Source organism: Archangium violaceum (assembly GCF_016887565.1).
In the GTDB taxonomy this organism is placed as follows: Bacteria; Myxococcota; Myxococcia; order Myxococcales; family Myxococcaceae; genus Archangium; species Archangium violaceum_B.
In genome coordinates this window covers 11,184,690-11,206,590 of the sequence record NZ_CP069396.1, presented here as the reverse complement: position 1 = coordinate 11,206,590, position 21,901 = coordinate 11,184,690, and the positions used below count along the sequence as shown (strand labels likewise).

Below are 21,901 nucleotides of genomic sequence, written 5' to 3'. Positions count from 1 at the left end.
GCGGTTTTTTAACCTCCATTCTCTCCAGGTGTTGCGGGGTGGGGTGGGCCTCCGGGTGGCCATGGAATACGGAGCCCCCTCCCACCGTCCGGAGAGACATATGAATCGCTTCCTCGGCTTCGCATCCTTCGGTCTGTCCGCCCTGGCCCTCGCGGTCACCCTCCTGGGCTCTCGTGGCGAGACGGAGGCTCCCGCCCCCTCCCGCGAGCCCCCGGCCTCCGCCTCTTCACCCCAGGAGTTGGAGGCACTCGAACGGCGGGTGAAGTCCCTCGAGGACTCCGCCCTGAGCCTGTCCCAGCGGTTGATGCTGCTCGAGCAGCGGCCGGTGGCCGCTTCCGACGGGGGCCTGGTGGCCGCGGTCCCGCCGTCCCTGGCCGCCGAGGTGGAGCAGCTCCGCACGGAGGTGCGCGGGATGATCGCCGGCGAGGCGCTGAGCTCCGAGGGCGGGCGCGAGTACCTCAAGGGCATGATGCGCTCGGTCCAGGACGAGATGCGCACCGAGCAGCGCGAGCTCCGTCAGCAGCAGTTCCAGCAGGCGCAAGCGCAGGCGCTGGAGGGACGCTCCGAGCGCCTGCGCCAGTTCGTCTCCGACGCGCGGTTGAGCTACAGCCAGGAGCAGGCGCTCACGCGCCACATGGATAACGAGACCACCCAGCGTCAGGCGCTCCTCGACGCGGTGCAGTCGGGCAGCAAGTCGCCCCAGGAGCTGCGGCGGGAGATCCGCCAGCTGCGCGACCAGACGGACAAGGAGGTGAAGTCCCTCCTCGATGAATCGCAGCAGGCGAAGTACGACGAGATGCGGCGCGAGGAGCGGCAGCAGTCCCGTCCCGGTGGATGGCGGGGGCGGGGCGAGGGCGCGCAGGGCGGGAACCCGTAATCCCTCGGGCTCGGGGCCTCACACTCCATTCGTGAGGCCACGTCCCGGGCTTGTTAGGGTCCGGCGCTTCTCGAACAAGGAGCGTCCGTCGTGGTTCGGTTCCCAGGAAGGTCGTGGTCGAAGTTCCTCGTCGCGTTGAGTGCCCTCGCGCTGTCCGCGTGCGTGTCTCCGCTCGGACGGCAGATGAAGCCGGTGGAGGCGCTCCTGCGCGAGCAGGTGGACTCCCAGAAGATTCCAGGGGCGGTCGTGCTCCTCCAGCGCACCGATGGCTCGGACTCCTATGTGAAGGCCATTGGCCAGCTGGACCGGGAGAAGGGGACGGCGCTGCAAGCGGACTCCCTGTTCCGCATCGCGTCCATGACGAAGCCCATCACCAGCGTCGCCGTGATGATGCTGGTGGAGGAGGGCAAGCTCGGCCTGGATGAGCCCATCTCGAAGTACCTGCCCGAGTGGCAGAACGTCCAGGTGCTGGCCGCTCCGCCTGCGACTCCGGGCGGCAACTCCAGCACCGTGCCGGCCCAGACGCCCATCACCGTGAAGCACCTGCTGACGCACACCTCCGGCATCTCCTATCGCTTCATGGGCCCGCCGCTCGGTCCCCTCTACCAGCAGGCCGGTATCACCGACGGCTTCGAGCACACCCCGTGGACGCTCGCGGACGAGTCGCGCGCCCTGGCCTCGCTGCCCCTCAAGCATCAGCCGGGCGCGGCCTACTCCTACGGCCTCAACACGGACCTCCTCGGCTACCTCGTCGAGCAGGTCTCCGGAGCTCCGCTGGACCGCTTCTTCCAGGAGCGCATCTTCACGCCGCTCGGCATGAAGGACACGGTCCTCTTCCCGCCTGAGGACAAGGCCTCCCGCATGCCCGCGCTGTACCGGCACACCTCCTCGGGCTCGCTCGAGCGCGTGCCCGAGACGGGCACCAACGTGGTCGAGGGTTTCTTCACCTACGCGCCTGACTTCCAGACCACTGGCTCCAAGAGCTACCGCTCGGGCGGCGCGGGGCTGGTGTCGACGGCGAGCGACTACGCGCGCTTCCTCCAGATGATGGCCAACGGGGGGGAGCTCGGCGGCGTGCGCGTCCTGAAGAAGGAGACGGTCGAGCAGATGACCCGGAATCAAATCGGCGAGCTGCGCGCGGAGTTCGTCGGCACCGGCTTCGGCCTCGGCTTCGCGGTGCAGGAGGACCCCGCGCTCGTGGAGAAGCAGGGCCCGGTGGGGCGCTACTTCTGGTCTGGCATCTTCAAGAGCCACGCCTGGGTCGACCCCCAGAACAAGCTCGTGGGCGTCATCATGGTCAACATGTGGGACCAGACCTCCGACACGCCCAACGACATCTTCCTCCGCATCTACTCCGCCCTGAAGGAGTGAGGCACCTCTCCGCCCCGCTCAGGCCCGCTGCTCCTCCGGGGGCAGCTGGAGGGGCTCGATGCGCGAGAAGGCATCGAGGATGGCGCGGATGATGGTGGAGCGCCCGGTGGCGAAGGCGCTCACGTGTCCGCCCGAGAGGTAGCGCAGCTCGGCCCCGCGCCAGTGCTGAAGCAGGCGCAGCGTGGAGGACGAGGGGACGAAGCCGTCCTGGCGCGCCGCCACGAGGATGGCGCGGCGCGGGTTGGACAGTGGGGGCAGCGCGGTGGTGGCCGCCGCGGAGAGGAGCTCGGAGAGCCGCTGGCGCGCCGCCTCGGCTCCTCCGGTGGTGCGGCCCAGCACCTCCCAGTCGGGAACGGCGGACAGCACGCCCTCGGTGAAGACGGGGGCCGCCGAGTGCGCCGCGGCCAGGGGAATGACGGCCGCGGGCAGCGGGAACATGGCGGCGGCATGGGCGGCGATGCTGCCTCCCATGCTGTAGCCGGAGATGCCCACCTTGGGGTGCCCGCACGCCAGCAGCCAGCCCAGCAGCGCCGTGGCTTCCACCGCCGTGGCGCGGAACATCAGCAGCAGGTCCGCCACCGTGCGCACCGCGGGCCCCTTCTGTCCGGGCGGGCGGCGCGTGCCGTAATAGGGATTCTCCAGCAGCAGCGCGCCCACCCCGTGCCGGGCCAGCTCCCGCGCGATGAAGCGGCGCAGGCCGAAGCCCTCGTCCCCGGAGGCGGCCAGGAAGACGCACACCGGCGGGCGCGGGCCGGCATCCTGGGGGAGCAGCAACTGGAAGCGCGCCTCCCGGCAGGCCTCCGGCAACGAGCCCACCGCGGCGGGGCTGGGGAAGCGGCCCTCCCGCACGAGCAGGCGCCCCTCGCGCCGCGGCTGGCGCATCGTCACCTCGGAGAGCTCGGGGAAGGCGAAGCCCTGGGGGCCTCGGGTGAGCTTCTCCAGGAGCGCGTTGGAGCCCCAACCCTCCTCGAAGAAGCGGGGCTGGCGCGCCACCAGGAAGCGCGCGGCGAGTGCGTCCAGCCAGTGCATGCGGTTCATTCTCGGGCTCCAGGGGAAGGCCGCCGCATCCTGTCCGCGTCCGGGCGGCATTCCAACCGGAACTCGTGATGCGGCGGGGGCCGTGTTCACCCCCGCCGCATGAGGGCCCGCGTTACTTCTGATCGCGGACGATGGTGTCCGAGGGCTCGGGTGCGTCCGCCACGGACTCCAGCGTGTCGGCGGGCGGCACCGGCGCCCGGGGGCGCATGTAGGCGGGCTGCCGGGTGGGGTCGTCCACCGGGCCCGGAGGCGTCTCCATCGACATCGCCGAGACGCCCGTCATCTGGGGCACCGCCGCGGGCAGCGTCTTCGTCAGCGTGAGGCTGTCGCGCACGGCGCCGCTCGGGGTGATGAGCTTCGCGGCCAGCGTGCCGCCGTCCACCGTCACGTCGAGGTAGCCCGCGGTGGTGTTGTCGCGGAAGGCCGTCCAACTCGGCTGCGAGCCGGGGAAGGGGCGCAGACTGGCGCCGCCGCTGCCCACCACCATGTAGACGATGCCGCGCGTGCCCGAGGCCGCCACCGCGTCACCCTTCATGGGCTTGGAGCGCTCGTAGTTGTGGTCATGGCCGGTGAGGACCAGGTCCACGCCGTACTGCTCGAAGAGCGGGGCGAACTCGCGACGCATCTTGAGCTGCGAGCCGTGCTCGCCGCTGCTCCACGTCGGGTGGTGGAAGAAGACGACCTTCCAGGGCCGCTTCGTGGCGGCCAGGTCCTGGGAGAGCCAGCTCTTCTGCGCGGCCAGCGTGCAGCGGTCGGACGTGGCCAGGCCGATGACGCAGTTGGAGTCGAGCGAGACGAAGTGCACCGGACCCCAATCGAAGGAGTAGTAGCGCTCGCTCTTCTCGGTGTTGTTGGCCGGCAGGTAGAAGTTGTCCAGGTAGGGCTGGCCCTGGTTGGTGACGTACTCGTGGTTGCCCGGCGCGGGGAAGATGGGCGTGGCGCGCAGCAGGGCCGCCATGGGCTTGAACATGTGGTCCTGGAAGTCCGCCTCGGTGCCGGACTCGTACGCGTTGTCGCCGAGCGCGAGGAGGAACTCACCGGCGCGCGAGGGCTGCGCGAGCAGCTTGAGCACCTGGCTCTGCGCCGTGCCGCCGGTGCCGAAGTCGCCCATGGCGGTGAAGCGCACGCGCGTCGTCTCGGGGCCGGTGGCCGTCTGGAACTGGCGCACACCGGTGACGGAGCCGCACGCCTCGACGACGTAGCTGTACGTCTTGCCCGGCAGCAGCCCGTCCAGCTTCACCGCGTGCCGCCAGCCGGCCACCGTGGCCGTGGCGGTGCGGGAGATGTCCGCGCCCTCGCCGAAGCGCACGAAGGGCGTACAGGACACGCCGGTGCGGAAGGCCACGAGGGCGCTGGTGGGGCCCACGCTCTGCAGGTACGGCAGGCGGGGCAGCGCCGCCCCCGAGTCCGTGGTGGGCACGGTGGGAGACGGAGTGGCGTCATCGCCACAGATGCGGGACTCGGCGATGGAGGCCCAGTCGTTGACGGTGTTGCCGTTGACGGTGACGCGCAGGTAGCGCGCCTTGCGCGCGGTGAAGCGGTACGTCTGGGCCTCGGTCGTCAGGGCGCTGTCGGCCGCGTACGCCTGGGTGAAGGTGGTGCCGTCCTCGGAGGTGGAGAGGACGAAGTGGTTCTGGCGCGTGTTGCCCTGGTGCCAGGCGATGGCCGCCCCCGCGAGCGACTGCGAGGTGCCGAGGTCCATCGTCAGCCACGCACCCTTGCCCGGGCCACTCCAGCGCGTAGCCAGGTTGTCGTCCTGGGTATTGGCGGCCACGCTGCCGGCGCCGTCGTCGCCGCTGGCGCTCGTGCGGGCAGTGGTGAGCATGCGGCAGTTGGTCACGGTGAGCCCGGCCGCGGTGTCGAGCACCTCCTTCGGCGCTGGTGTTTCAGCCACCGTCGGAGAGGGCGGGGGAGTGGAGGGGACTTCACAGGCCGTGGCGAGCAGAGCACCCACCAGGCAGGAGGATGAGAGGATTCGCTTGTGCATCGTGGGGCCTCAAACGGAAGGCCCCGACAGGCATTCCTCGTCGCGCCTGGGCTTGCGTGCGCTCGGCCGCTGGGCTGGCGTGGAGCCTCGCTCCTTCTACCGGGGGCCCGCCTTCTCGTCCGGAGGCACGAGGAAGGGCCGCAGGAAGTCGTCCGCCAGGGAGGCGATGCGCCCGAGGGAGCTCACCAGCTCGTGGCCGTCATCCACCTCGACGAGGCGGACGTGGCGTTTGCCGTGCGCCCAGGTGCGCGAATACGAGAGCAGGGTCGTCGTGTCCTGGCGCCCGTGAACGAGGAGCGTGGGGACGCGCACGTCCGGCCAGCCACCCGAGCGCGAGTCGATGGTGTCGATGTCGTGGAGGAGGCCGGAGTGCACGCGCGCCTTGCGCTTCTCCGCGTAGTCGGTCGTCTCCAGCCAGCCCGTCTCCTGCCACTGGCGCAGACCCTGCTCTCCCACGTTGCGCCGCATCTGCTCCGGCGAGCGCAGGGCCGGTGCCAGCAACACCAGCGCGCACACCCGCGCGTCCTCCTCCGCCACGCGGCAGGCCGTCAGCCCGCCCAGACTGGAGCCGAAGATGATGGCCCTGTCCCGCTCGCCGCCGATGGCGTCGCGCACCGTGCGCATCATCGCGCTCAGGCTCAGGTGCTCGAGCGAGGGCTGCCGCAGGTTCAACCGCTCCAGGTGGATGCCCTGGCGCGCGTAGTGCTCGGCGAGGGCCACGCCCTTGGCGGACTCCGGCCCCGAGGCGAAGCCGTGCAGGTAGAGCCAGCGCGGGCCGGCGGAAGGCGAGGAGGCAGTGGAGGCGACGTTCATGGCGGCGCACTCTATCCGACACACTTCCCGGCGCAGGGGAGCGCGCGACGCGGCCGGAAGGTGCTATGCCCGGGGACATGACTGCTCCCGTGGCGCTCATCACCGGTGGCTCGCGTGGCGTGGGCCGCGCCCTCTCCCTGCGACTCGCGAAGGCGGGTTACGACATCGTCTCCACCTACCGGCGTGACGCCGAGGCCGCCGAGGCCCTGGCGAAGGAGGTGGAGGCGCTCGGCCGCCGCTGCCGCACCGTCATCGCCGACCAGCTGGAGCCGGCCAGCCTCCATGCCGCCTTCGACCTGGTGCAGCAGGAGTTCGGCGCGCTGGACGTCTTCGTGGCCAACGCCGCCTCCACCGCCTTCACCCCGCTGATGCAGATGAAGCTCCACCAGATGGACAAGACGTTCAACGTCACGGTGAAGAGCTTCCTGCTGGGCGCCCAGCGCGCCGTGCCGCTGATGGAGGGCCGCAAGGGCCGCATCGTCATGGTGTCCGGCATGGACTCGCGCATGCCGCTGCCCTTCCACGGCTTCCTCGGCGCGATGAAGGGCGCCATGGAGATATTGGTGAAGTACCTGGCCGCCGAGCTGGCCTCCACCGGCATCCGCGTCAACGCCGTCAACCCGGGCTACATCGACACCGACTCCAGCCGCTTCTACATGGGCGACGCCTGGACCGCGCTCGAGGCCAAGGTGAAGGACAGCGTCCCGGTGGGCTACGTGGCCAGCGCGGATGAGATCGCCAAGACCATCGAGTGGCTGTGCTCCGAGGGCTCCTCGTACGTCAACGGCCAGACGCTGGTGGTGGATGGAGGGCTGGAAGTGAACTACGCCATGCAGTTCGCCAGCGTCCTCACCCAGTCCTCCAAGTGAGATACGCCGCCACGCTCTGGTTCTGGGCCGTCTTCGGGCTCACCGCCGTACCGGGGTTCCTGCTGGGCGTGGCGCTGTGGTTGTTGACGCTGCCGTTCGACCCGGAGCGGCGCGTGCTGCACGCATACGTGTGCCACTGGTGCTTCCAGTACCTGCGCGCCTGGCCGGGGTGGAGCGCGCGGGTGGAGGGGCGTGAGCTGCTGCCCGAGGGCCCGTGCGTGCTGGTGGCCAACCACCAGTCCATGGCGGACATCCTCGCGGCCATGGGCCTCTTCCACCCCTTCAAGTTCGTCTCCAAGGCCTCGCTCTTCCGGATTCCGCTGCTGGGGTGGATGATGGGCCTGTTGCGCTACGTGCGGGTGGAGCGGGGGCGGCCCCAGTCCATGCGTGAAATGCTGGATGTCTGCCGGGGGTGGTTGCGGCGGGGCATGCCAGTGCTCCTCTTTCCCGAGGGCACCTACGGCGAGGCGGGCCGGCTGCTGCCCTTCCGGCGCGGCGCCTTCCGGCTGGCCCTGGAGGCGGGGGTGCCGGTGGTTCCGGTGGTGATTCGGGGCACCACGGAGCTGGTGGAGGGCGACGGCCCGTGGATGAACCCCCATGCGCGCGTGCGCGTCCAGGTGCTGCCGCTCGTCCGCCCGGAGGACTTCGGCTCGGACGAGGGGGTGCTCGCCGAACGTGTCCGGGGCCTCATCCTCCAGGCCCTGGGTTCTCATGACTCCTCGGGTTGAGATAAACACGTCCCCCCATGCCCACGCGCCTGCGGCTCTACCAGGTCGATGCCTTCACTTCCCAGGTCTTCAGCGGCAACCCCGCCGCGGTGTGCCCGCTCGACGCGTGGCTGCCGGACGAGGTGCTCCAGGCCATCGCCTCGGAGAACAACCTCTCGGAGACGGCCTTCGTCCTGCGTGACGAGGTGCGCGGCTGGCAGATCCGCTGGTTCACCCCCACGCAGGAGGTGGACCTGTGCGGTCATGCCACGCTGGCCTCGGCCTACATCCTCTTCACGCGTCTGGCACCGGGGCTGGAGCGGGCGCAGTTCAACTCGCGCTCGGGGCCGCTGGTGGTGACGCAGCTGGAGGGGGACTGGATGGAGATGGACTTCCCCGCCCGGCCGCCCCAGCCGTGCGCGGTGCCGGAGGGGCTCGTCGAGGCCCTGGGCGCCGAGCCTCGTGAGACGCTCGTGTCGAGGGATCTGCTGGCGGTGTTCGACAGCGAGGAGCAGGTGCGGGCGCTCGCCCCGGACATGGCGAAGCTGGCTCAGCTGGACTACTTCGCGGTGACGGCGACGGCGCGAGGCTCGGAGGCGGACTTCGTCTCGCGCTTCTTCGCGCCGCGGGTGGGGGTGCCGGAGGATCCGGTGACGGGCTCGGCGCACTGCACGCTGGTGCCGTACTGGGCGGAGAAGCTGGGCAAGCAGCAGCTGCTGGCGCACCAGGTGTCCCACCGGGGCGGCGTGCTCCAGTGCGAGGCGCGCGGCGAGCGCGTGGGCATGGCCGGACAGGCGGTGCTGTACCTCGAGGGGCACATCACCTTGTGAAGCGTTTCACTTCTCACCGGTGAGAAGTGAAACCGAGGGGTTCGAATCCACTTCTCACCGGTGAGAAGTGAAACCGTTCGGATCCGCATTTCCGCCGCACTTTTCCAGCGGAATTGTGTCCGTCCACCCGTTTTCACCCCCTTCGTGTAGGCCTCATTCTCACCGTTGGCACCGTGCCTATCGGCGTGCACACTGCGCGCCGCCTGAACGTACGAGCAGTCAGCGGAACCCACCGCTCCCGGCTCGTGGCGGACACAGGAGGGGAGCGCACGGATGCGCCTGCTGCACACGTCGGACTGGCACCTCGGGCATACGCTGTACGACACCTCGCGCGAGGCCGAGCACTCCGCCTTCCTCGAGTGGCTGCTCGACACGCTCGAGGTCCAGAAGGTCGACGCGCTCCTGGTGGCCGGCGACATCTTCGACACCGCCAACCCCAGCGCCGAAGCCCAGGCCGCCTGGTACCAGTTCGTCGCTCGCGCCCGTCGGCGCTGCCCCCGGCTCGACATCGTCGTCATCGGCGGCAACCACGATTCGGCCGCGCGCCTGGATGCGCCGGATCCACTCTTCGCCGCGCTCGACGTGCGTGTGGTGGGCGGGCTGCCCAGGTCGCGCGGCTCGGTGGAGCTGGAGCGCCTGTTGGTGCCGCTGAAGGACGCACAGGGCAAGGTGGGCGCATGGGTCGCGGCGGTGCCGTACCTGCGGCCCGCGGACCTGCCGCTCGTGGCCGAGGAGGCGGGCGACAGGCTCGTCGAGGGCGTTCGCTCCATCTACGCCGAGGTGCTGGAGGGCGCGCGCTCCAAGCGCAAGGCCGGACAGGCGCTCGTGGCCATGGGTCACTGCTACATGGTGGGCACCGATTTGTCCGCGCTCAGCGAGCGAAAGATTCTCGGGGGCAACCAGCACGCGCTCCCGGTGGACCTCTTCCCCGAGGACGTGGCGTACGCGGCGCTCGGGCACCTGCACAAGGCGCAGCGCGTGGGCGGGCGCGAGGGAGTGCGCTACAGCGGCTCGCCCCTGCCCCTGTCCCTCTCCGAGGCCAGCTACGCGCACCAGGTGCTGCTGGTGGAGCTGGAGGGCGAGACGCTCTCCTCCGTGAGGCCGCTGCACGTGCCTCGCCGGGTGGAGATCCTCCGGGTGCCCGCGCGCGACGTGGCCACGCTGGATGACGTGGTGCAACAGCTGGAGGCCCTGCCCGAACTGGAGGCCGAGACACCCGACTGGCGCCGTCCCTACCTGGAGGTGTGCGTCGCGCTGCTCCGCCCCGAGCCCGCGCTGCGCCGCCGCGTGGAGGCCGCGCTCGAGGGCAAGGCCGCGCGCCTGGTGAAGCTCACCCCCGCCTATACCGGCACCGGCAACGCGCTCGCGGATGGACGGCCGGGCCTCTCCCTCAAGGAGCGCACCCCCGAGGACGTCTTCCGCGCCCGCTACGCGCGTGACTACACCGAGCCGCCGGAGCCGGCGCTGCTCGAGGCCTTCCACTCGCTGCTCACCCAGGTGCAGGAGGACGCGTCGTGAGGATTCTCGCCATTCGTGGCCGCAACCTGACGAGCCTCGCGGGCGACTTCGCGCTGGAGCTGGACCAGCCGCCGCTCGACAAGCTGGGGCTGTTCGCGATCACCGGCGCCACGGGCGCGGGCAAGAGCACGCTGCTGGACGCCATGTGCCTGGCCCTCTTCGACCGCACACCCCGGCTGAGTGACCGCGGAGGCGCGCCGGTGGGCCGTCCGGACGAGGACGAGGAGGCGCGGCTGCAGGCCAACGACGTGCGCGGCATGCTGCGGCGGGGCGCGGGCGAGGGCTTCGCCGAGGTGGACTTCCAGGGCAGGGACGGCCGGCGCTACCGCGCGCGCTGGTCCGTGTGGCGGGCGCGCAACCGCGCCGAGGGCCGCTTCCGTCCCCAGGAGATGAGCCTCACCGACGTGGCCAACCAGCAGACCTTCGGGCGCACCAAGTCCGAGGTGCTCAAGGCCATCGAGGAGCGGCTGGGCCTGTCCTTCGACCAGTTCCGCCGCTCGGCGCTGCTGGCGCAGGGCGAGTTCGCCGCCTTCCTGCGCGCGGATGCCAACGAGCGCGCGGAGTTGCTGGAGCGGATGACGGGGACGGAGGTGTACAGCCGGGTGTCCATGGCCGCGCACCAGCGCCACAAGTCGGCGCAGGAGGAGTTGGACAAGCTGGAGAGGGGCGTGAAGGCCATTCCCCGTCTGCCGGACGAGGAGCGCGCGGCGGTGGAGGAGAGCCGCGCACGCGAGGAGTCGGCGCTGGTGGAGGCCCAGGCGGTGCAGGCCCGGGCCGAGCAGGCGCTCCACTGGTACACGGAGCGCTCGCGGCTGGTGGCGCAGGAGGCGGAGGCGGAGCGGGCCCTCCAGGGCGCGGCGGAGGCGCTGCGGGCCGCGGAGCCTCGGAAGGTGGAGCTGGAGCGGGTGCGCGCCGCGGAAGTGTTGCGTGCTCCGTTGAACCGGGCGGACGAGGAGGCGCGGCGACTGGCGGAGGCGGAGTCGGCGCTGGCGGCGCGGCGCGCGGAGGCGGAGTCGGCACGGGCCTCGGAGCAGGTGCGCGAGGAGGCGCGGGCGAAAGCGGAGGCGCGGGCGAAGGCGGCGGTGGAGGCGGAAGCGGCCGCGCGTCCGGCGCTGGAAGAGGCCGTGAAGCTGGACGCGGCGCTGGAGCGCGCGCGGAGCGATGCCCAGGAGGCGACGCGGAAGCTGGACGAGGCCCGGGAGTCCGAGCGGCAAGCCCGGGACGAGGTGGCGCGGGTGGCGCGGGACGAGTCGGCCGCGCGCTCGGAGGTGGAGGCCGCGCGAGCCTGGCTCACGGAGTACGCACGCCTGGAGGCGCTGGCGCGCGAGTGGCCCCGGTGGGACGCGGAGCTCACCCGCTACGGCCGCGCGGCGCGAGAGGAGGCCACGGCCCGCGAGTCGCTCGCGAAGGTGAGCGCACAGGCCGGCGCGTTGAGCGCGGATGCCGAGCGCCGTCGTGAGGAGCGCCGCAAGGCGGGCGAGTCCGTGCAGTCGGCGGAGGCCGCCGTGGCCGGTGCCGAGGCCGCGCTGGGGGTGGATGCCGGTGCGGAGCGGCGGGCCCGGCGGGAGTCGTTGCTGTCTCGGCAGGAGGGACTGCGGACGCTGACGGAGGCGCGCAAGGGCGCGAGCGAGGCGGCCCGTGCCGAGCAGGAAGCCGCCGAGGAAGCCGCGAGTGCCCGTCTGGAGCAGGGCGCCGCGACGGCCGAGGCCGAGGCCGCGAAGGTGCGCCGCATCGAGCGGGAAGCCGCGCTGAAGGAGGCCCGGCGGGCGCTCACCGAGGCCCGGGCGACGTTGGATCTCGCGGAGCACCGCGCGGAGTTGCGAGAGGGCCACCCCTGTCCGCTCTGTGGTGCCACCGAGCACCCCTACCGCCGCTCCGGCAGCGCGCTGGAGGGGCTCGCCACGAAGGCGCGGGAGCGGGTGGAGGCGCTGGAAGGGGAGCTGAAGGCCGCGGTGCAGGAGGAGGCCTCGGCCAGCGCGCGTGCGTCGGCGGCGGGCCCGCGTGCGTCGCAGGCGGAGAGCCGGCGCGAGTCCGCGGCGAAGCGGCGGCTCCAGCAGCGCGAGGCGTGGAGCCACTCCCGCGCGAAGCTCCCGGGCGTGCTGCCCCCGGAGGACGTGGAGGCGCCGGACGTCGAGGCGTGGCTGGCGTCGGCGCTCGCGGAGGCGAGGGCGCAGCTGGCCGCGCTGAAGGCCGAGGAGGAGACGGCGGAGAAGCTGGCCCGCGAGGCGAAGGAGGCCCGGGCCGCGCTGACCGTCGCGCGCGAGCGCCTCGATGCGGTGGAGAAGGTGCTGCGCCAGTCGGAGGAGGCACTGCGCCAGAACACCGAGGCCCAGGCCGCCGCCACCCGTGACGTGGAGCAGGCCGCGCGCGTCCGCCAGGAGGTGCTGGCCGGGCTGGCGGCGCCCTTCAAGGACTCGCAGCGCTGGGAGGAGTCGCTGACGGCCGACCCGGCGAGCTTCCGCGCGCGCTGCGCGAAGTGGGTGGCGGAGTGGAACACCCGCGAGCAGGCGCTCCGTGACGCGGAGACGCGCGTGGCGCAGGCGGAGAAGAACCGTGCTCCCGCGGAGACCCTCGCCAAGGAGCGGAGCTCCCAGGCCGAGCTCTGCGCACGGGAGCTGGCGCGGCTGGAGTCCGTGCTCCGCGAGACGCAGGCGGCGCGCGCGGTGGTGCTCGGAGGACGTCCCACCACCGAGGTTCGCGCCGAGCTGCGCCAGGAGTTGGAGGAGTCCTCCCGCCTCTTCGAGTCCGTGCGCGCCGATGCGGAGAAGGCGAAGCAGCAGGCCGCCGCCGCCGCCGCGCGTGTCGAGGAGGCGGTGCGGGCCCGAGAGTCCGCGAGCGCGGCCAGGACCGAGGCCGAGGCGGCGCTCTCGTCGCGGCTGTCGGCCCGGGGTCTCACGCTCGAGTCCGTGCGTGCCCTGCTCGCGCGGGATGCCGCCTGGTGCGCGGCCGAGGAGAACGCGCTGACGGCACTCCGCCAGGCGCACGAGCACGCCGTCTCCGTGCGCCAGGAGCGCGAGGGCCAGCGCACCCGGCACGAGTCCACCGGGCTCCCGTCCATCGCCGAGGCGGATGCCCCGGCCGCCTGCGAGCGGGCCCGCGCCGACACCGAGGCCCGGCGCCAGGCCGCCGCCACCCTGAAGGCCCGGCTCGAGCAGGATGACGAGGCCCGCCGCCGTCAGGGGGAGCAGGCCCGGCTCCTGGAGGAGCTGCAGCGCGCCAGCGGCGTGTGGCGCACCCTCAGCGAGCTCATCGGCTCGCACGATGGCCGCAAGTTCAAGGTGTTCGCCCAGAGCCTCACCCTGGACGCCCTCCTGCACCACGCCAACGCGCACCTCGAGGAGCTGGCTCCCCGCTACCGCCTCATGCGCGTGCCGAAGTACGACCTGGACCTCCAGGTGGTGGATCAGGACATGGGCGACGAGGTGCGTGCCGTCTCCAGCCTCTCGGGCGGGGAGAGCTTCCTCGTCTCCCTGGCGCTCGCCCTGGGCCTCGCTTCGCTCTCCTCGGAGACGACCCAGGTGGAGACGCTCTTCATCGACGAGGGCTTCGGCACGCTCGACCCGGAGACGCTGGAGATGGCCCTGGCCACGCTCGATGCGCTCCAGGCCACCGGCCGGCAGGTGGGCATCATCTCCCACGTGTCCGGGCTGGCCGAGCGCATCGGCGTGCAGGTGCGCGTGGTGAAGCAGGGCGCCGGGCGCAGCCGGCTCGTCGTGATGGGTGAGCCGGGACTCCTCGTCCCCCCGGTTCCCGACGCGCGGCCCTCGGCATCGGTGGGGTAGGGCTCAGCTCAGCGGGCCGGCCAGGCTCGCCAGGTAGCGGTCCAGCGTCTGGGAGAAGCTGGGGTCGTCGTTGACGAAGGCGAGCCCCACGCCTCCCTTGTACGGGTCGTCCACCACGTGCACCACCAGCGCGTCTCCCTGGAGCCGCTCGCCGTTGGGCAGCTTCACCAGCACCGTCACCACGCTGTCCACGGGCGGGCGGTGCGCCGTGCGCACGAAGAGGCCCCCGTTGGAGATGTTCGTCGCGTGCTCGCGCACGAAGTCCAGCTCCGTGCGGAACTCCATCTCCAGCTTCACCGCGAAGCGGCGGCCCCGGCGCAGCGTGTCGAACGTCTCGTAGACCTGGCCGGCGGGCCTGTCGGCTGTCTCCGTCGGCTCGGTTTCGGGCTCGGGGGCGGTGGGCTTCTCGGCCGGAGCGGCTTCCTCGGGCTCGGGGGCGGAGTGCGTCGCGGCCTTGGACGCGGTGTCGAAGAAGGCGATGGGGACGGAGGCGGGCCCCCGCGGAGGCCCGTCAGGGATGGGCTCTCGCACGGCGAGCTGTTGCAGGTGCCCGTGCAGCACGATGGCCGCCGCCTCGAAGTCCTCCAGGGCGTGCGTGTCCGGACCGGTGAGCGAGCCCTCGCGGAACGCATCGCGCTGCGCCTTGGGCAGGCGCCACAGCTCCACCAACGTCCCGCCGCTCTGCTGCACCTGCTCCGTCAGGGCCTCCACCGCCGCTCGCGGGTAGCTGGGCACCTCCACCTTCAGCTCCAGCGAGGCCTCCGCCTCTCGCAGCGCCACGACGATGCCAGGCGGCTTCGGCGAGGGCAGCAACGCCCCGAGCCCCTCCACCAGCTCTCGCACCCGCTCCGCACGGGCCGAGCCGTTCCACAACGCCGCGAGACCGAACACTGGCACGTCGACGGAGGATAGCCGAGCCTGCCTCCCCTGGGTCATCTATCGTGTATTTCCTGTTAATGGCCGCTCTGCAACCGGGCGGCTGCAATTGTTCCAAGCGCCTGCACTCCTACCATGCGGTCACCAGTTGGCGAGAGACATGCGCCTAGACTCCCACCTCAACAAAGGGCGAGTGCAATCGTACGCTTCGCGGAATGCAGTCCCCCTCTTACCACCTCCTCACTTCCGCGGGTCTCGAATCGCCATGAGTGTCCCTTCCAGATTCCTCGCGGCCGCTCTGCTCGTGGCCGCTCTCGCTACAGGTTGTCCGGGTCCCGTCGACCCGGGCGAAGATGATGCCGGTCAGGTCAACCCCGATCCCACCGATGACGGTGGCACCCCGGATCCCGATGGGGGCCCCAAAGAGCCCGACGGCGGTGTGGATCCCGACCAGGTCGAGATTCCGGTGCCGACCACCCGCGATCCGAACAACAACAAGATCGACACCGACTGCGACGGCCTGTCGAACGCGGAGGAGTGGGGCAACTACTACCCTCCGGACAACACCTCGAAGACGAAGCCGGGCGTGCGCGACACGGACCTCGACGGCCTGCGCGACGGCCTCGAGGTGGGCCGCACCTCCAGCCTCAACACGAGCGCGGAATGCGCTGCCCTCTTCAGGGCCGACTCGGACCCGGCCACCCGGACGAACCCCACCAACCCGGATACGGACGGTGACGGCCTGAAGGACGGCCTGGAGGACACCAACCGCAACGGCAAGAAGGACCAGGGCGAGACCGACCCGGCCAACCCCGACACCGACAGTGACGGGCTGCTGGATGGTGCCGAGGACGCCAACGGCAACGGCGTGCTGGACCTGGGTGAGACCGACCCGCGCCTGCGCGACATGGACGGCGATGGCCTCTCGGACAACATCGAGCTGAACGTCACCCGCACCGACCCGCGCAACCCCGACACGGACAACGACACCTGCAAGGACGGCGCGGAGGACATCAACGGCAACGGCAAGAAGGATCCGGGCGAGACGGATCCGCTGGCGGGCAAGGACTGCGGCACGGGCACCCGGCCGGACGCGGACAACGATGGCCAGCCGGACGACGTCGAGGATGCCAACGGCAACGGCGTCGTGGATCCGGGCGAGACCGACAAGAACAACGCCGACACGGACGGTGATGGGCTCAAGGACGGCGTGGAGGACAAGAACCACAACGGCGCGGTGGACACCGGCGAGTCCAATCCCCGCTCCAAGGACTCCGACTGCGACGGCCTGGTCGATGGCCCCAACCAGGGCACCTTCCTGGGCGAGGACGTGAACGGCAACGGCCTGAAGGATCCGGGCGAGACCGACCCGTCCAACCGCGACACGGACGGCGACGGCCTGCTGGACGGCGTGGAGCGCGGTGTCGCCACCGGCTCGGCGCCCGTCACCAACTGCGGCTACTCCGGTGACTCGGATACGTCCACCAAGACGGATCCGGTGGACAACGACTCGGACAACGACGGCATCGCCGACGGCGCCGAGGACGCCAACCAGAACGGCCGCACGGACACGGGCGAGCTGAACCCGAACAACGGAGCGGATGGCGCCGTCAACACCCCGGCGGGCCAGGCCTGTGCCGCGCAGAACCTGCGGCAGGTGACGTTCCGGGAGGACAGCGGCGGCGACGTCCGCCTGGCGCTCCGGCCCGAGTTCCAGGAGGTGAAGCAGATCGTCCTGAACGGCAACAGCAAGGGCTTCATCGGCTATGACGACGCGCACAAGGTGGCCTTCATCGCCTACAAGCGCGGCCAGGTGGGCACCTCGACCACGGCGGTGAACGACGAGCTGGGCGTGCGTGGCCAGTTCTCCCCGTCGGTGACGTCGACCACCGCCACCACCCAGAGCTTCACCACCTGGGACGGTCACCCGGCGGTGCTGGCCTACTACGACCAGCCCGCGACCACCAACCTGCGTGACTACGCCAACTCCGTGGCCAACACGCTCGTCGGCTCCGGCGCTGGCACGCTCACGGGCGGTTCGAACGCGGCCGGTCCGTACAAGATCCAGGCGCAGTACGTGCACCGCTCGAACTCGAGCGTGCTGGTGGTGATTGCCATCACTCCGGCCAACCGCTTCGTGGAGCCCGGCCTCTTCGTCATGAGCGACACCGCGGGCGGCACGGCGCTGGCCCAGTTCGGTGACGCGGACGCGGTGCAGTGCGAGACCTTCACCACGGGCAACGGCATGGCCGACTTCCTCTTCGTGGTGGACGACAGCGGCTCCATGGAGACGTCCCAGAGCGCGCTGGGCCAGGCCGCCACGGCCGTGGCCAACCGGCTGGCCAACTCGCAGCTCGACTGGCGCATCTCCATGGTGAGCACGTCCTACACGCAGACGGGCAATGGCATCCCCAACGCCGGGGTGTTCCGCGGCTTCACCCGCGACATCAACCAGTTCAAGGCGTGGCTGCAGAAGGACGCCCCGTGCCCCGACACCACCCAGGGGTGCTGGATCGGCATCAGCGGCTCCAGCGACGAGAAGACCCTGCACAGCGCGCGTGGCGCGGTGGATTACATGACCAACGCCGGCACCCCCACGGACAAGAAGTACCGTCCGGGCGCCAAGCTGGTGGTCATCATCCTCACCGACGTGCGTGACACGAACGACAGCACGGCCGTGAGCACGTACATCGACTACTTCAAGAGCGCCAACCCCACCGGCCAGCTCATCCCCATGCACGGCATCATCTGCGATGCGACCGGTGGCGAGTGCTATCCGGGCGAGCCCGTCAACGACCAGCGGCACGTGGAGGTCATCCAGGCCACGGGCGGCATCACGGGCAGCATCCGCAGCGCCACGTCCATCCAGAACACCATCAACACCATCTTCGACAGCGCGATTGCCTCCTCGGGCTACCGCACGCTCAAGCCGCCCATCGGCGCCTCGGTGCGTGTGGCGGTGGAGGCGGTGCGGGACTCCTCGCAGTGCAACGCGAGCGACCTGCCGCGCAGCCGCGTGAACGGCTTCGACGTGGACGGTGTCAGCCAGGCGCTGGCCTTCTACGGCGCGTGCCGTCCCGCCGCCGCGGGCTCGACGAAGGCCGCCATCTCCTACCGCTACTGGGCCGACCTCACGCCGAACAAGGATGGCAACCCGCCTCCCTGCTCGACGGACACGGGCTACTACGACCCGACGCAGGCGGACTTCTGCAAGGGCAACCTGACGTGCAACCGGCAGACGAACCGGTGCGAGTGCCCGTCGAATTGTGGTGGTGGCGGCGCTCCTGGCCAGGTGTGCAACACCAGCAAGGACGTGTGCGGCTTCGTCTGCGCGGCGGACTGCGGTGGTGCGTGCGGCAGCTTCCAGCAGTGCAACACGAGCACCTGCTCCTGCCAGTGCGTGGCGAGCGCCACCTGCGCCACGGGCTTCAAGTTCGACGCGAACGCCTGCGCTTGCGTCTGCGACACGGCGGCGCTCAACTGCGGCTCCACCTACCAGGCCGACGCCAACTCCTGCTCGTGCGTCTGCAAGGACAACTGCGGTGGCAGCTGCACCGGCAGCACGACGTGCAACATGAGCACCTGCCGCTGCGAGGGTAAGATCGGCTGAGCTCGTGAGGTTGGCGTGCCCCGGCGGAGCCACTTCCGCCGGGGTCGCTGAAGCCGGGGCCGGACGTCGCTGATGTTCCAGCGGCCTCCGGCCCCTGCTATTTCGGGCTCACGGGATGCAGGTGATCTGCCCGCTCTGCACGGAGCAGCCCTGACAGGTGAGCGCCGTCCAGGTGCCCGAGGTGCAGCGCAGCGCCTCATCCGGGTTGCCCACCGCGCACTGGCCCTTGTTCTCGCTCGTGGCCGGGCAGGCATCGCCCGCCTGTGCGCGCGAGAAGTCACACGTCAGGCCGCCATTCGTCTCGGTGCAGCCGCTCGGACCGCTGCAGGGGATGGCGCGGAGCTTGCCGTTCTCGCACCACAGGGCCTCGGAGGTGCTGCTGCAGGTGGCGCTGTTGTCCGGAGAGCAGTCGTCGCCCGCTTCGGCCTTTCCACAGGCGGTGAGGTGCAGGGACACGAGCAGGGTGACAACGGGGAGAAGAGCCTTCACGCGAGGAACTCCAGTCGTGGATGGGGGACCACGGTGCGCACGGTAGCAGGGCCTCCCGGGTGGTCAGGGCGCACGCGGCGCCGGTGCTAGAGTCGCGGTGTCACTGTCAGACACTCCCCCCCGACACGGAGTCTTCCATGCGGAGCCGCTTCTCCCTCTTCCTGTCCGCCACGCTGCTCGGCGCGGCCGCCCTCTCTGGTTGTGGCACCACCCCCGCCGAGGACCGGGAGCGCATCACCTTCCCCGCTCGCGGTGACTTTCCCGGTGGCACGAGTGGCCTGGAGTCCCTGTCGCCCGGCCAGCGCACCTACTCGCTCGACGCGGACCTGGAGAAGAGCCACCTCTACGTGCAGATCTTCAGTGCCTCGCTCGGGCACGACCACGTGGTGCGCGCCACGGACTGGGCGGGCACGGTGCGGTTCGACCCCTCCAACCTGTCTGGCTGCTCGGTGGCGGTGACGGTGCGGGTGGAGGGGTTGGATCCGGAGCGTGACGAGATGCGCGACCTCCTCGGCGAGGACCGCGTCCCCGAGAGCGACCGGGAGACGATCCGCGAGCACCTCCGGGCGGAGGACCAGCTGGACCTGGCCCACCACGAGTCGATCCAGTTCACCTCGACGTCCTGCACCCTCACGGGGGAGCGGGGCGAGGGTGGATACCCGGTGGTGGAGGTGACGGGCGACATGACGATGCGTGGGGCGACGCACGAGGTGAAGCTGCCGCTGGAGGTGGCGGTGGACGAGCAGCGGGTGGCCGCACGCGGTGTGCTGACGACCCGTCACACGGAGTTCGGTTTCGAGCCGTATTCGATGGTGGCGGGGCTCTTCAAGAACAAGGACGAGCTCTACTTCGTCATCGACGTGCGAGGGCAGCGCGCGTCCCCGTGAGCCGGGCCGGGGGGATGGGTCGAGACCGGGAATTCAGCTAAAAAGAGCCATTCCCCCCCGTTGAGGATGTGAATGATGAAGAAGGTCGTCGTGGCGGGTCTCGCCGTGCTCTTGCTGGTGGTGCTGGGTGCGGCGGGCTTCGTGCTGGGAGCGAGGCCGCGGTCGCGCCCGGCCTCGGCCCAGAAGGTGGAGGTCACCCCCGAGAAGCTCGCGCGAGGCCGCTACCTCACGGAGAACGTCTTCGTCTGCTTCCACTGCCACTCGCAGGCGGACACGGGCCTCTTCGGGACTCCGCCGAAGCCCGGCACGGAGGGCGGTGGAGGCCAGTGCCTGGGGCCGGAGACGGGCTTCCCCGGCACGATGTGCATGTCCAACATCACGCCGGATGCCGAGACGGGTCTGGGCCAGTGGACGGACGGGGAGATCATCCGCGCCATCCGCGAGGGCGTGAGCCGGGATGGCCGGGCGCTGATGCCGCTCATGCCCTACCGCCTCTACCGGGAGATGTCCGACGAGGACGTGGAGGCGCTCGTGGCGTACTTGAGGTCCATTCCGGCCATCCGCAACCCGCTGGCGAAGACGCGGCTCGACTTCCCGGTGAACGTCTTCATCCGCTTGATGCCCGAGCCCCTGGAGAAGGCCGTCACCGCGCCCGCGCGCTCGGACACGGTGGCCTACGGCCGGTACCTGAGCACCGTGGCGGGCTGCGTGGATTGCCACACCCCCACCGATGAGAAGCGCGAGCCGCTGCCAGGAAAGCTGTTCGCCGGAGGCCAGGAGTTCGGGCTGGAGAAGGACGCCATGGTGCGCAGCTCGAACCTCACCCCGCATGAGACGGGACTCGGAGGGCTGAGCCGGGGCAGCTTCATCGCGCTCTTCAAGCGCCACGCGCTGCCCGAGGCGCGGCGCGAGGTCGCCCCGGAGCGCAACACGGTGATGGCCTGGATGGCCTACGCGGGGATGGCGGAAGAGGACCTGGGCGCCATCTACGACTACCTGAAGACGCTGCCGCCGGTGGACAACAACGTCCTGCCGTGGAGCACCCCGCCTGTCGTGGCGCCCGCCACGCCGTGAGCCAGGGAGGCGCGCATGCGTGTACTCGTCACTGGAGCATCGAGGGGTATCGGCCTGGAGCTGGTCACGAGGTACCTCGCGCGGGGTGATGAGGTGGTGGCCGCGGTGAGGGACCCGGAGGGGGCGGAGGAGCTGCGGGCGCATGCCTCGTCCCGGCTGCACGTGGTGGCGATGGACGTGGGCTCCACGGAGTCGGTGCGGGCCGCGGCGGCGCGCTGTCCTCCGGGGCCGCTCCACGTGCTCATCAACAACGCCGCGCTCAACGGGGGGCCGCAGCGGGCGCCGGGGATGGATCTGGAGCGGGCCGCGCGCATCCTGGACGTCAACGCCGCGGGGCCGATGCGCGTCTATGACGCCTTCATCGAGCGCGTGCGGGCCGCCGAGGAGCCGCGCGTGGTGGTGAACGTGAGCTCGGACTCGGGCTCGCTGTCCGTATTCCGGGTGAGCGGCAAGCCCGAGTACGCCATGAGCAAGGCCGCGCTCAACGCGCTGACGCGCTGGCAGGCCGCGCAGGAGCCCCGGGTCATCTGCGTGTCCCTGCATCCGGGTTGGGCGCGCACGGCCATGGGCGGTGACAAGGCCCCCGATACGGCCGATGTGGTGGCCGAGCGCATGGTGGCCGCCATCTCGCGGCTGCGTCCGGAGCACTCGGGGCTGTTCCTCGACACGGAGCTGCGGCCGCTGCCCTGGTGAGGGCCGCGCGGCGCGAGAGGGGCACCAGGTGGGGTACACCCGGTGCCAGCTCGCGCCCGTGGGGTCAGCCGGAGACTTCGGCCTTGAAGGAGGCGGAGCCCAGCTCCGCCCCATCGGCGCCGACCACCTTCACGGTCCAGGAGCCGGAGTCACCCGCGCGGAAGGTGCGGTAGGCGTGAGTGCGGTAGGACGAGCGGGGCACCTTCAGCTCCGTCTTGGAGACCTCCTGGCCGTCCTTGGACCAGACGACGGTCACGGTGCCGACTTCCGCACCGGTGAGCTTGGTGGCGGCGTAGATGCGGGTGTTCGGAGCGACGGTGAAGCTGTCGGAGGCGCCGGTGATCTCATACTTCTCGACGCCAGTGCCAACCTTCACGTCGGCGGTGCCGGCGGCGAAGGCGGACGTGGTGAGCAGCAGGACGGGCAGCAGGTACTTCAAGGCGGTCTTGGACATGGTGTCTCCTCGGGTGAGGGACACTG

At 70.9% G+C, this 21,901-nt stretch carries 17 protein-coding genes; 11 read left to right on the top strand and 6 right to left on the bottom strand.

The window, feature by feature from the left end; translation table 11 throughout:
- Nucleotides 1-100: 100 nt before the first annotated feature.
- Together JRI60_RS44600 and JRI60_RS44595 are read left to right on the top strand one after the other, a co-directional pair.
- The gene (locus JRI60_RS44600; protein WP_204222151.1) at nt 101-877 is read left to right on the top strand and encodes a hypothetical protein; all 777 of its coding nucleotides are present in this window, start codon (nt 101-103) and stop codon (nt 875-877) included.
- 90 nt (nt 878-967) lie between these two features.
- The gene (locus tag JRI60_RS44595) at nt 968-2,248 is read left to right on the top strand and encodes a serine hydrolase domain-containing protein (RefSeq protein ID WP_204222150.1); all 1,281 of its coding nucleotides are present in this window, start codon (nt 968-970) and stop codon (nt 2,246-2,248) included.
- 18 nt (nt 2,249-2,266) lie between these two features.
- Here the strand turns inward: JRI60_RS44595 and JRI60_RS44590 are convergent, their stop codons facing one another.
- From JRI60_RS44590 to JRI60_RS44580, 3 genes are all read right to left on the bottom strand, one after another.
- Entirely contained in the window at nt 2,267-3,286 is a 1,020-nt protein-coding gene (locus tag JRI60_RS44590; RefSeq protein WP_204222149.1) for an alpha/beta hydrolase family protein, read from the bottom strand.
- 112 nt (nt 3,287-3,398) lie between these two features.
- Nucleotides 3,399-5,273, bottom strand: coding sequence for a metallophosphoesterase (locus tag JRI60_RS44585; RefSeq protein WP_204222148.1), 1,875 nt, complete (start codon nt 5,271-5,273; stop codon nt 3,399-3,401).
- A gap of 96 nt (nt 5,274-5,369) precedes the next feature.
- Nucleotides 5,370-6,086: a YqiA/YcfP family alpha/beta fold hydrolase gene (locus tag JRI60_RS44580; protein ID WP_204222147.1), complete on the bottom strand. Its 717-nt coding sequence runs from the start codon at nt 6,084-6,086 to the stop codon at nt 5,370-5,372.
- Nucleotides 6,087-6,163: 77 nt separating this feature from the next.
- Here JRI60_RS44580 and JRI60_RS44575 point away from each other — a divergent pair, with 77 nt between their 5' ends.
- The 5 genes from JRI60_RS44575 to JRI60_RS44555 all read left to right on the top strand — a co-directional run bounded on the left by JRI60_RS44575 (nt 6,164) and on the right by JRI60_RS44555 (nt 13,792).
- Nucleotides 6,164-6,955, top strand: a complete 792-nt coding sequence (locus JRI60_RS44575; RefSeq protein WP_239470087.1) for an SDR family oxidoreductase — start codon at nt 6,164-6,166, stop codon at nt 6,953-6,955.
- Nucleotides 6,952-7,683, top strand: coding sequence for a lysophospholipid acyltransferase family protein (locus tag JRI60_RS44570; protein ID WP_204222145.1), 732 nt, complete (start codon nt 6,952-6,954; stop codon nt 7,681-7,683). The genes JRI60_RS44575 and JRI60_RS44570 overlap by 4 nt, the downstream gene beginning before the upstream one ends.
- Nucleotides 7,684-7,700: 17 nt before the next feature.
- Nucleotides 7,701-8,492, top strand: a complete 792-nt coding sequence (locus tag JRI60_RS44565) for a PhzF family phenazine biosynthesis protein (protein ID WP_204222144.1) — start codon at nt 7,701-7,703, stop codon at nt 8,490-8,492.
- Between the two features lie 273 nt (nt 8,493-8,765).
- Nucleotides 8,766-10,010, top strand: a complete 1,245-nt coding sequence (locus JRI60_RS44560; protein WP_204222143.1) for an exonuclease SbcCD subunit D C-terminal domain-containing protein — start codon at nt 8,766-8,768, stop codon at nt 10,008-10,010.
- A complete protein-coding gene (locus tag JRI60_RS44555) occupies nt 10,007-13,792 on the top strand; it encodes an AAA family ATPase (protein WP_204222142.1) in 3,786 nt (1,261 codons plus the stop codon). The genes JRI60_RS44560 and JRI60_RS44555 overlap by 4 nt, the downstream gene beginning before the upstream one ends.
- 3 nt (nt 13,793-13,795) lie before the next feature.
- Here the strand turns inward: JRI60_RS44555 and JRI60_RS44550 are convergent, their stop codons facing one another.
- Entirely contained in the window at nt 13,796-14,689 is an 894-nt protein-coding gene (locus JRI60_RS44550; protein WP_204222141.1) for a TIGR02266 family protein, read from the bottom strand.
- A 244-nt stretch (nt 14,690-14,933) separates the two neighbouring features.
- On the opposite strand from JRI60_RS44550, the gene cglD reads away from it, so the two are divergent.
- A complete protein-coding gene (gene cglD / locus JRI60_RS44545) occupies nt 14,934-18,278 on the top strand; it encodes an adventurous gliding motility lipoprotein CglD (RefSeq protein ID WP_204222140.1) in 3,345 nt (1,114 codons plus the stop codon).
- A gap of 108 nt (nt 18,279-18,386) precedes the next feature.
- Here the strand turns inward: cglD and JRI60_RS44540 are convergent, their stop codons facing one another.
- Nucleotides 18,387-18,767 carry a hypothetical protein gene (locus JRI60_RS44540; RefSeq protein WP_204222139.1) on the bottom strand — a complete coding sequence of 127 codons (381 nt, stop codon included), beginning with the start codon at nt 18,765-18,767 and terminating at the stop codon, nt 18,387-18,389.
- Nucleotides 18,768-18,904: 137 nt separating this feature from the next.
- Between JRI60_RS44540 and JRI60_RS44535 the strand changes: the two genes are divergently transcribed.
- The 3 genes from JRI60_RS44535 to JRI60_RS44525 all read left to right on the top strand — a co-directional run bounded on the left by JRI60_RS44535 (nt 18,905) and on the right by JRI60_RS44525 (nt 21,421).
- Entirely contained in the window at nt 18,905-19,654 is a 750-nt protein-coding gene (locus tag JRI60_RS44535; RefSeq protein ID WP_204222138.1) for a YceI family protein, read from the top strand.
- Nucleotides 19,655-19,729: 75 nt separating this feature from the next.
- Nucleotides 19,730-20,728, top strand: a complete 999-nt coding sequence (locus JRI60_RS44530; RefSeq protein WP_204222137.1) for a c-type cytochrome — start codon at nt 19,730-19,732, stop codon at nt 20,726-20,728.
- Nucleotides 20,729-20,743: 15 nt separating this feature from the next.
- On the top strand, nt 20,744-21,421 hold the full coding sequence (locus tag JRI60_RS44525; RefSeq protein WP_204222136.1) for an SDR family oxidoreductase: 678 nt from the start codon (nt 20,744-20,746) through the stop codon (nt 21,419-21,421).
- A gap of 64 nt (nt 21,422-21,485) precedes the next feature.
- Here JRI60_RS44525 and JRI60_RS44520 read toward each other — a convergent pair whose 3' ends face one another.
- The gene (locus tag JRI60_RS44520; RefSeq protein ID WP_204222135.1) at nt 21,486-21,875 is read right to left on the bottom strand and encodes a DUF2914 domain-containing protein; all 390 of its coding nucleotides are present in this window, start codon (nt 21,873-21,875) and stop codon (nt 21,486-21,488) included.
- Between the last annotated feature and the right edge of the window lie 26 nt (nt 21,876-21,901).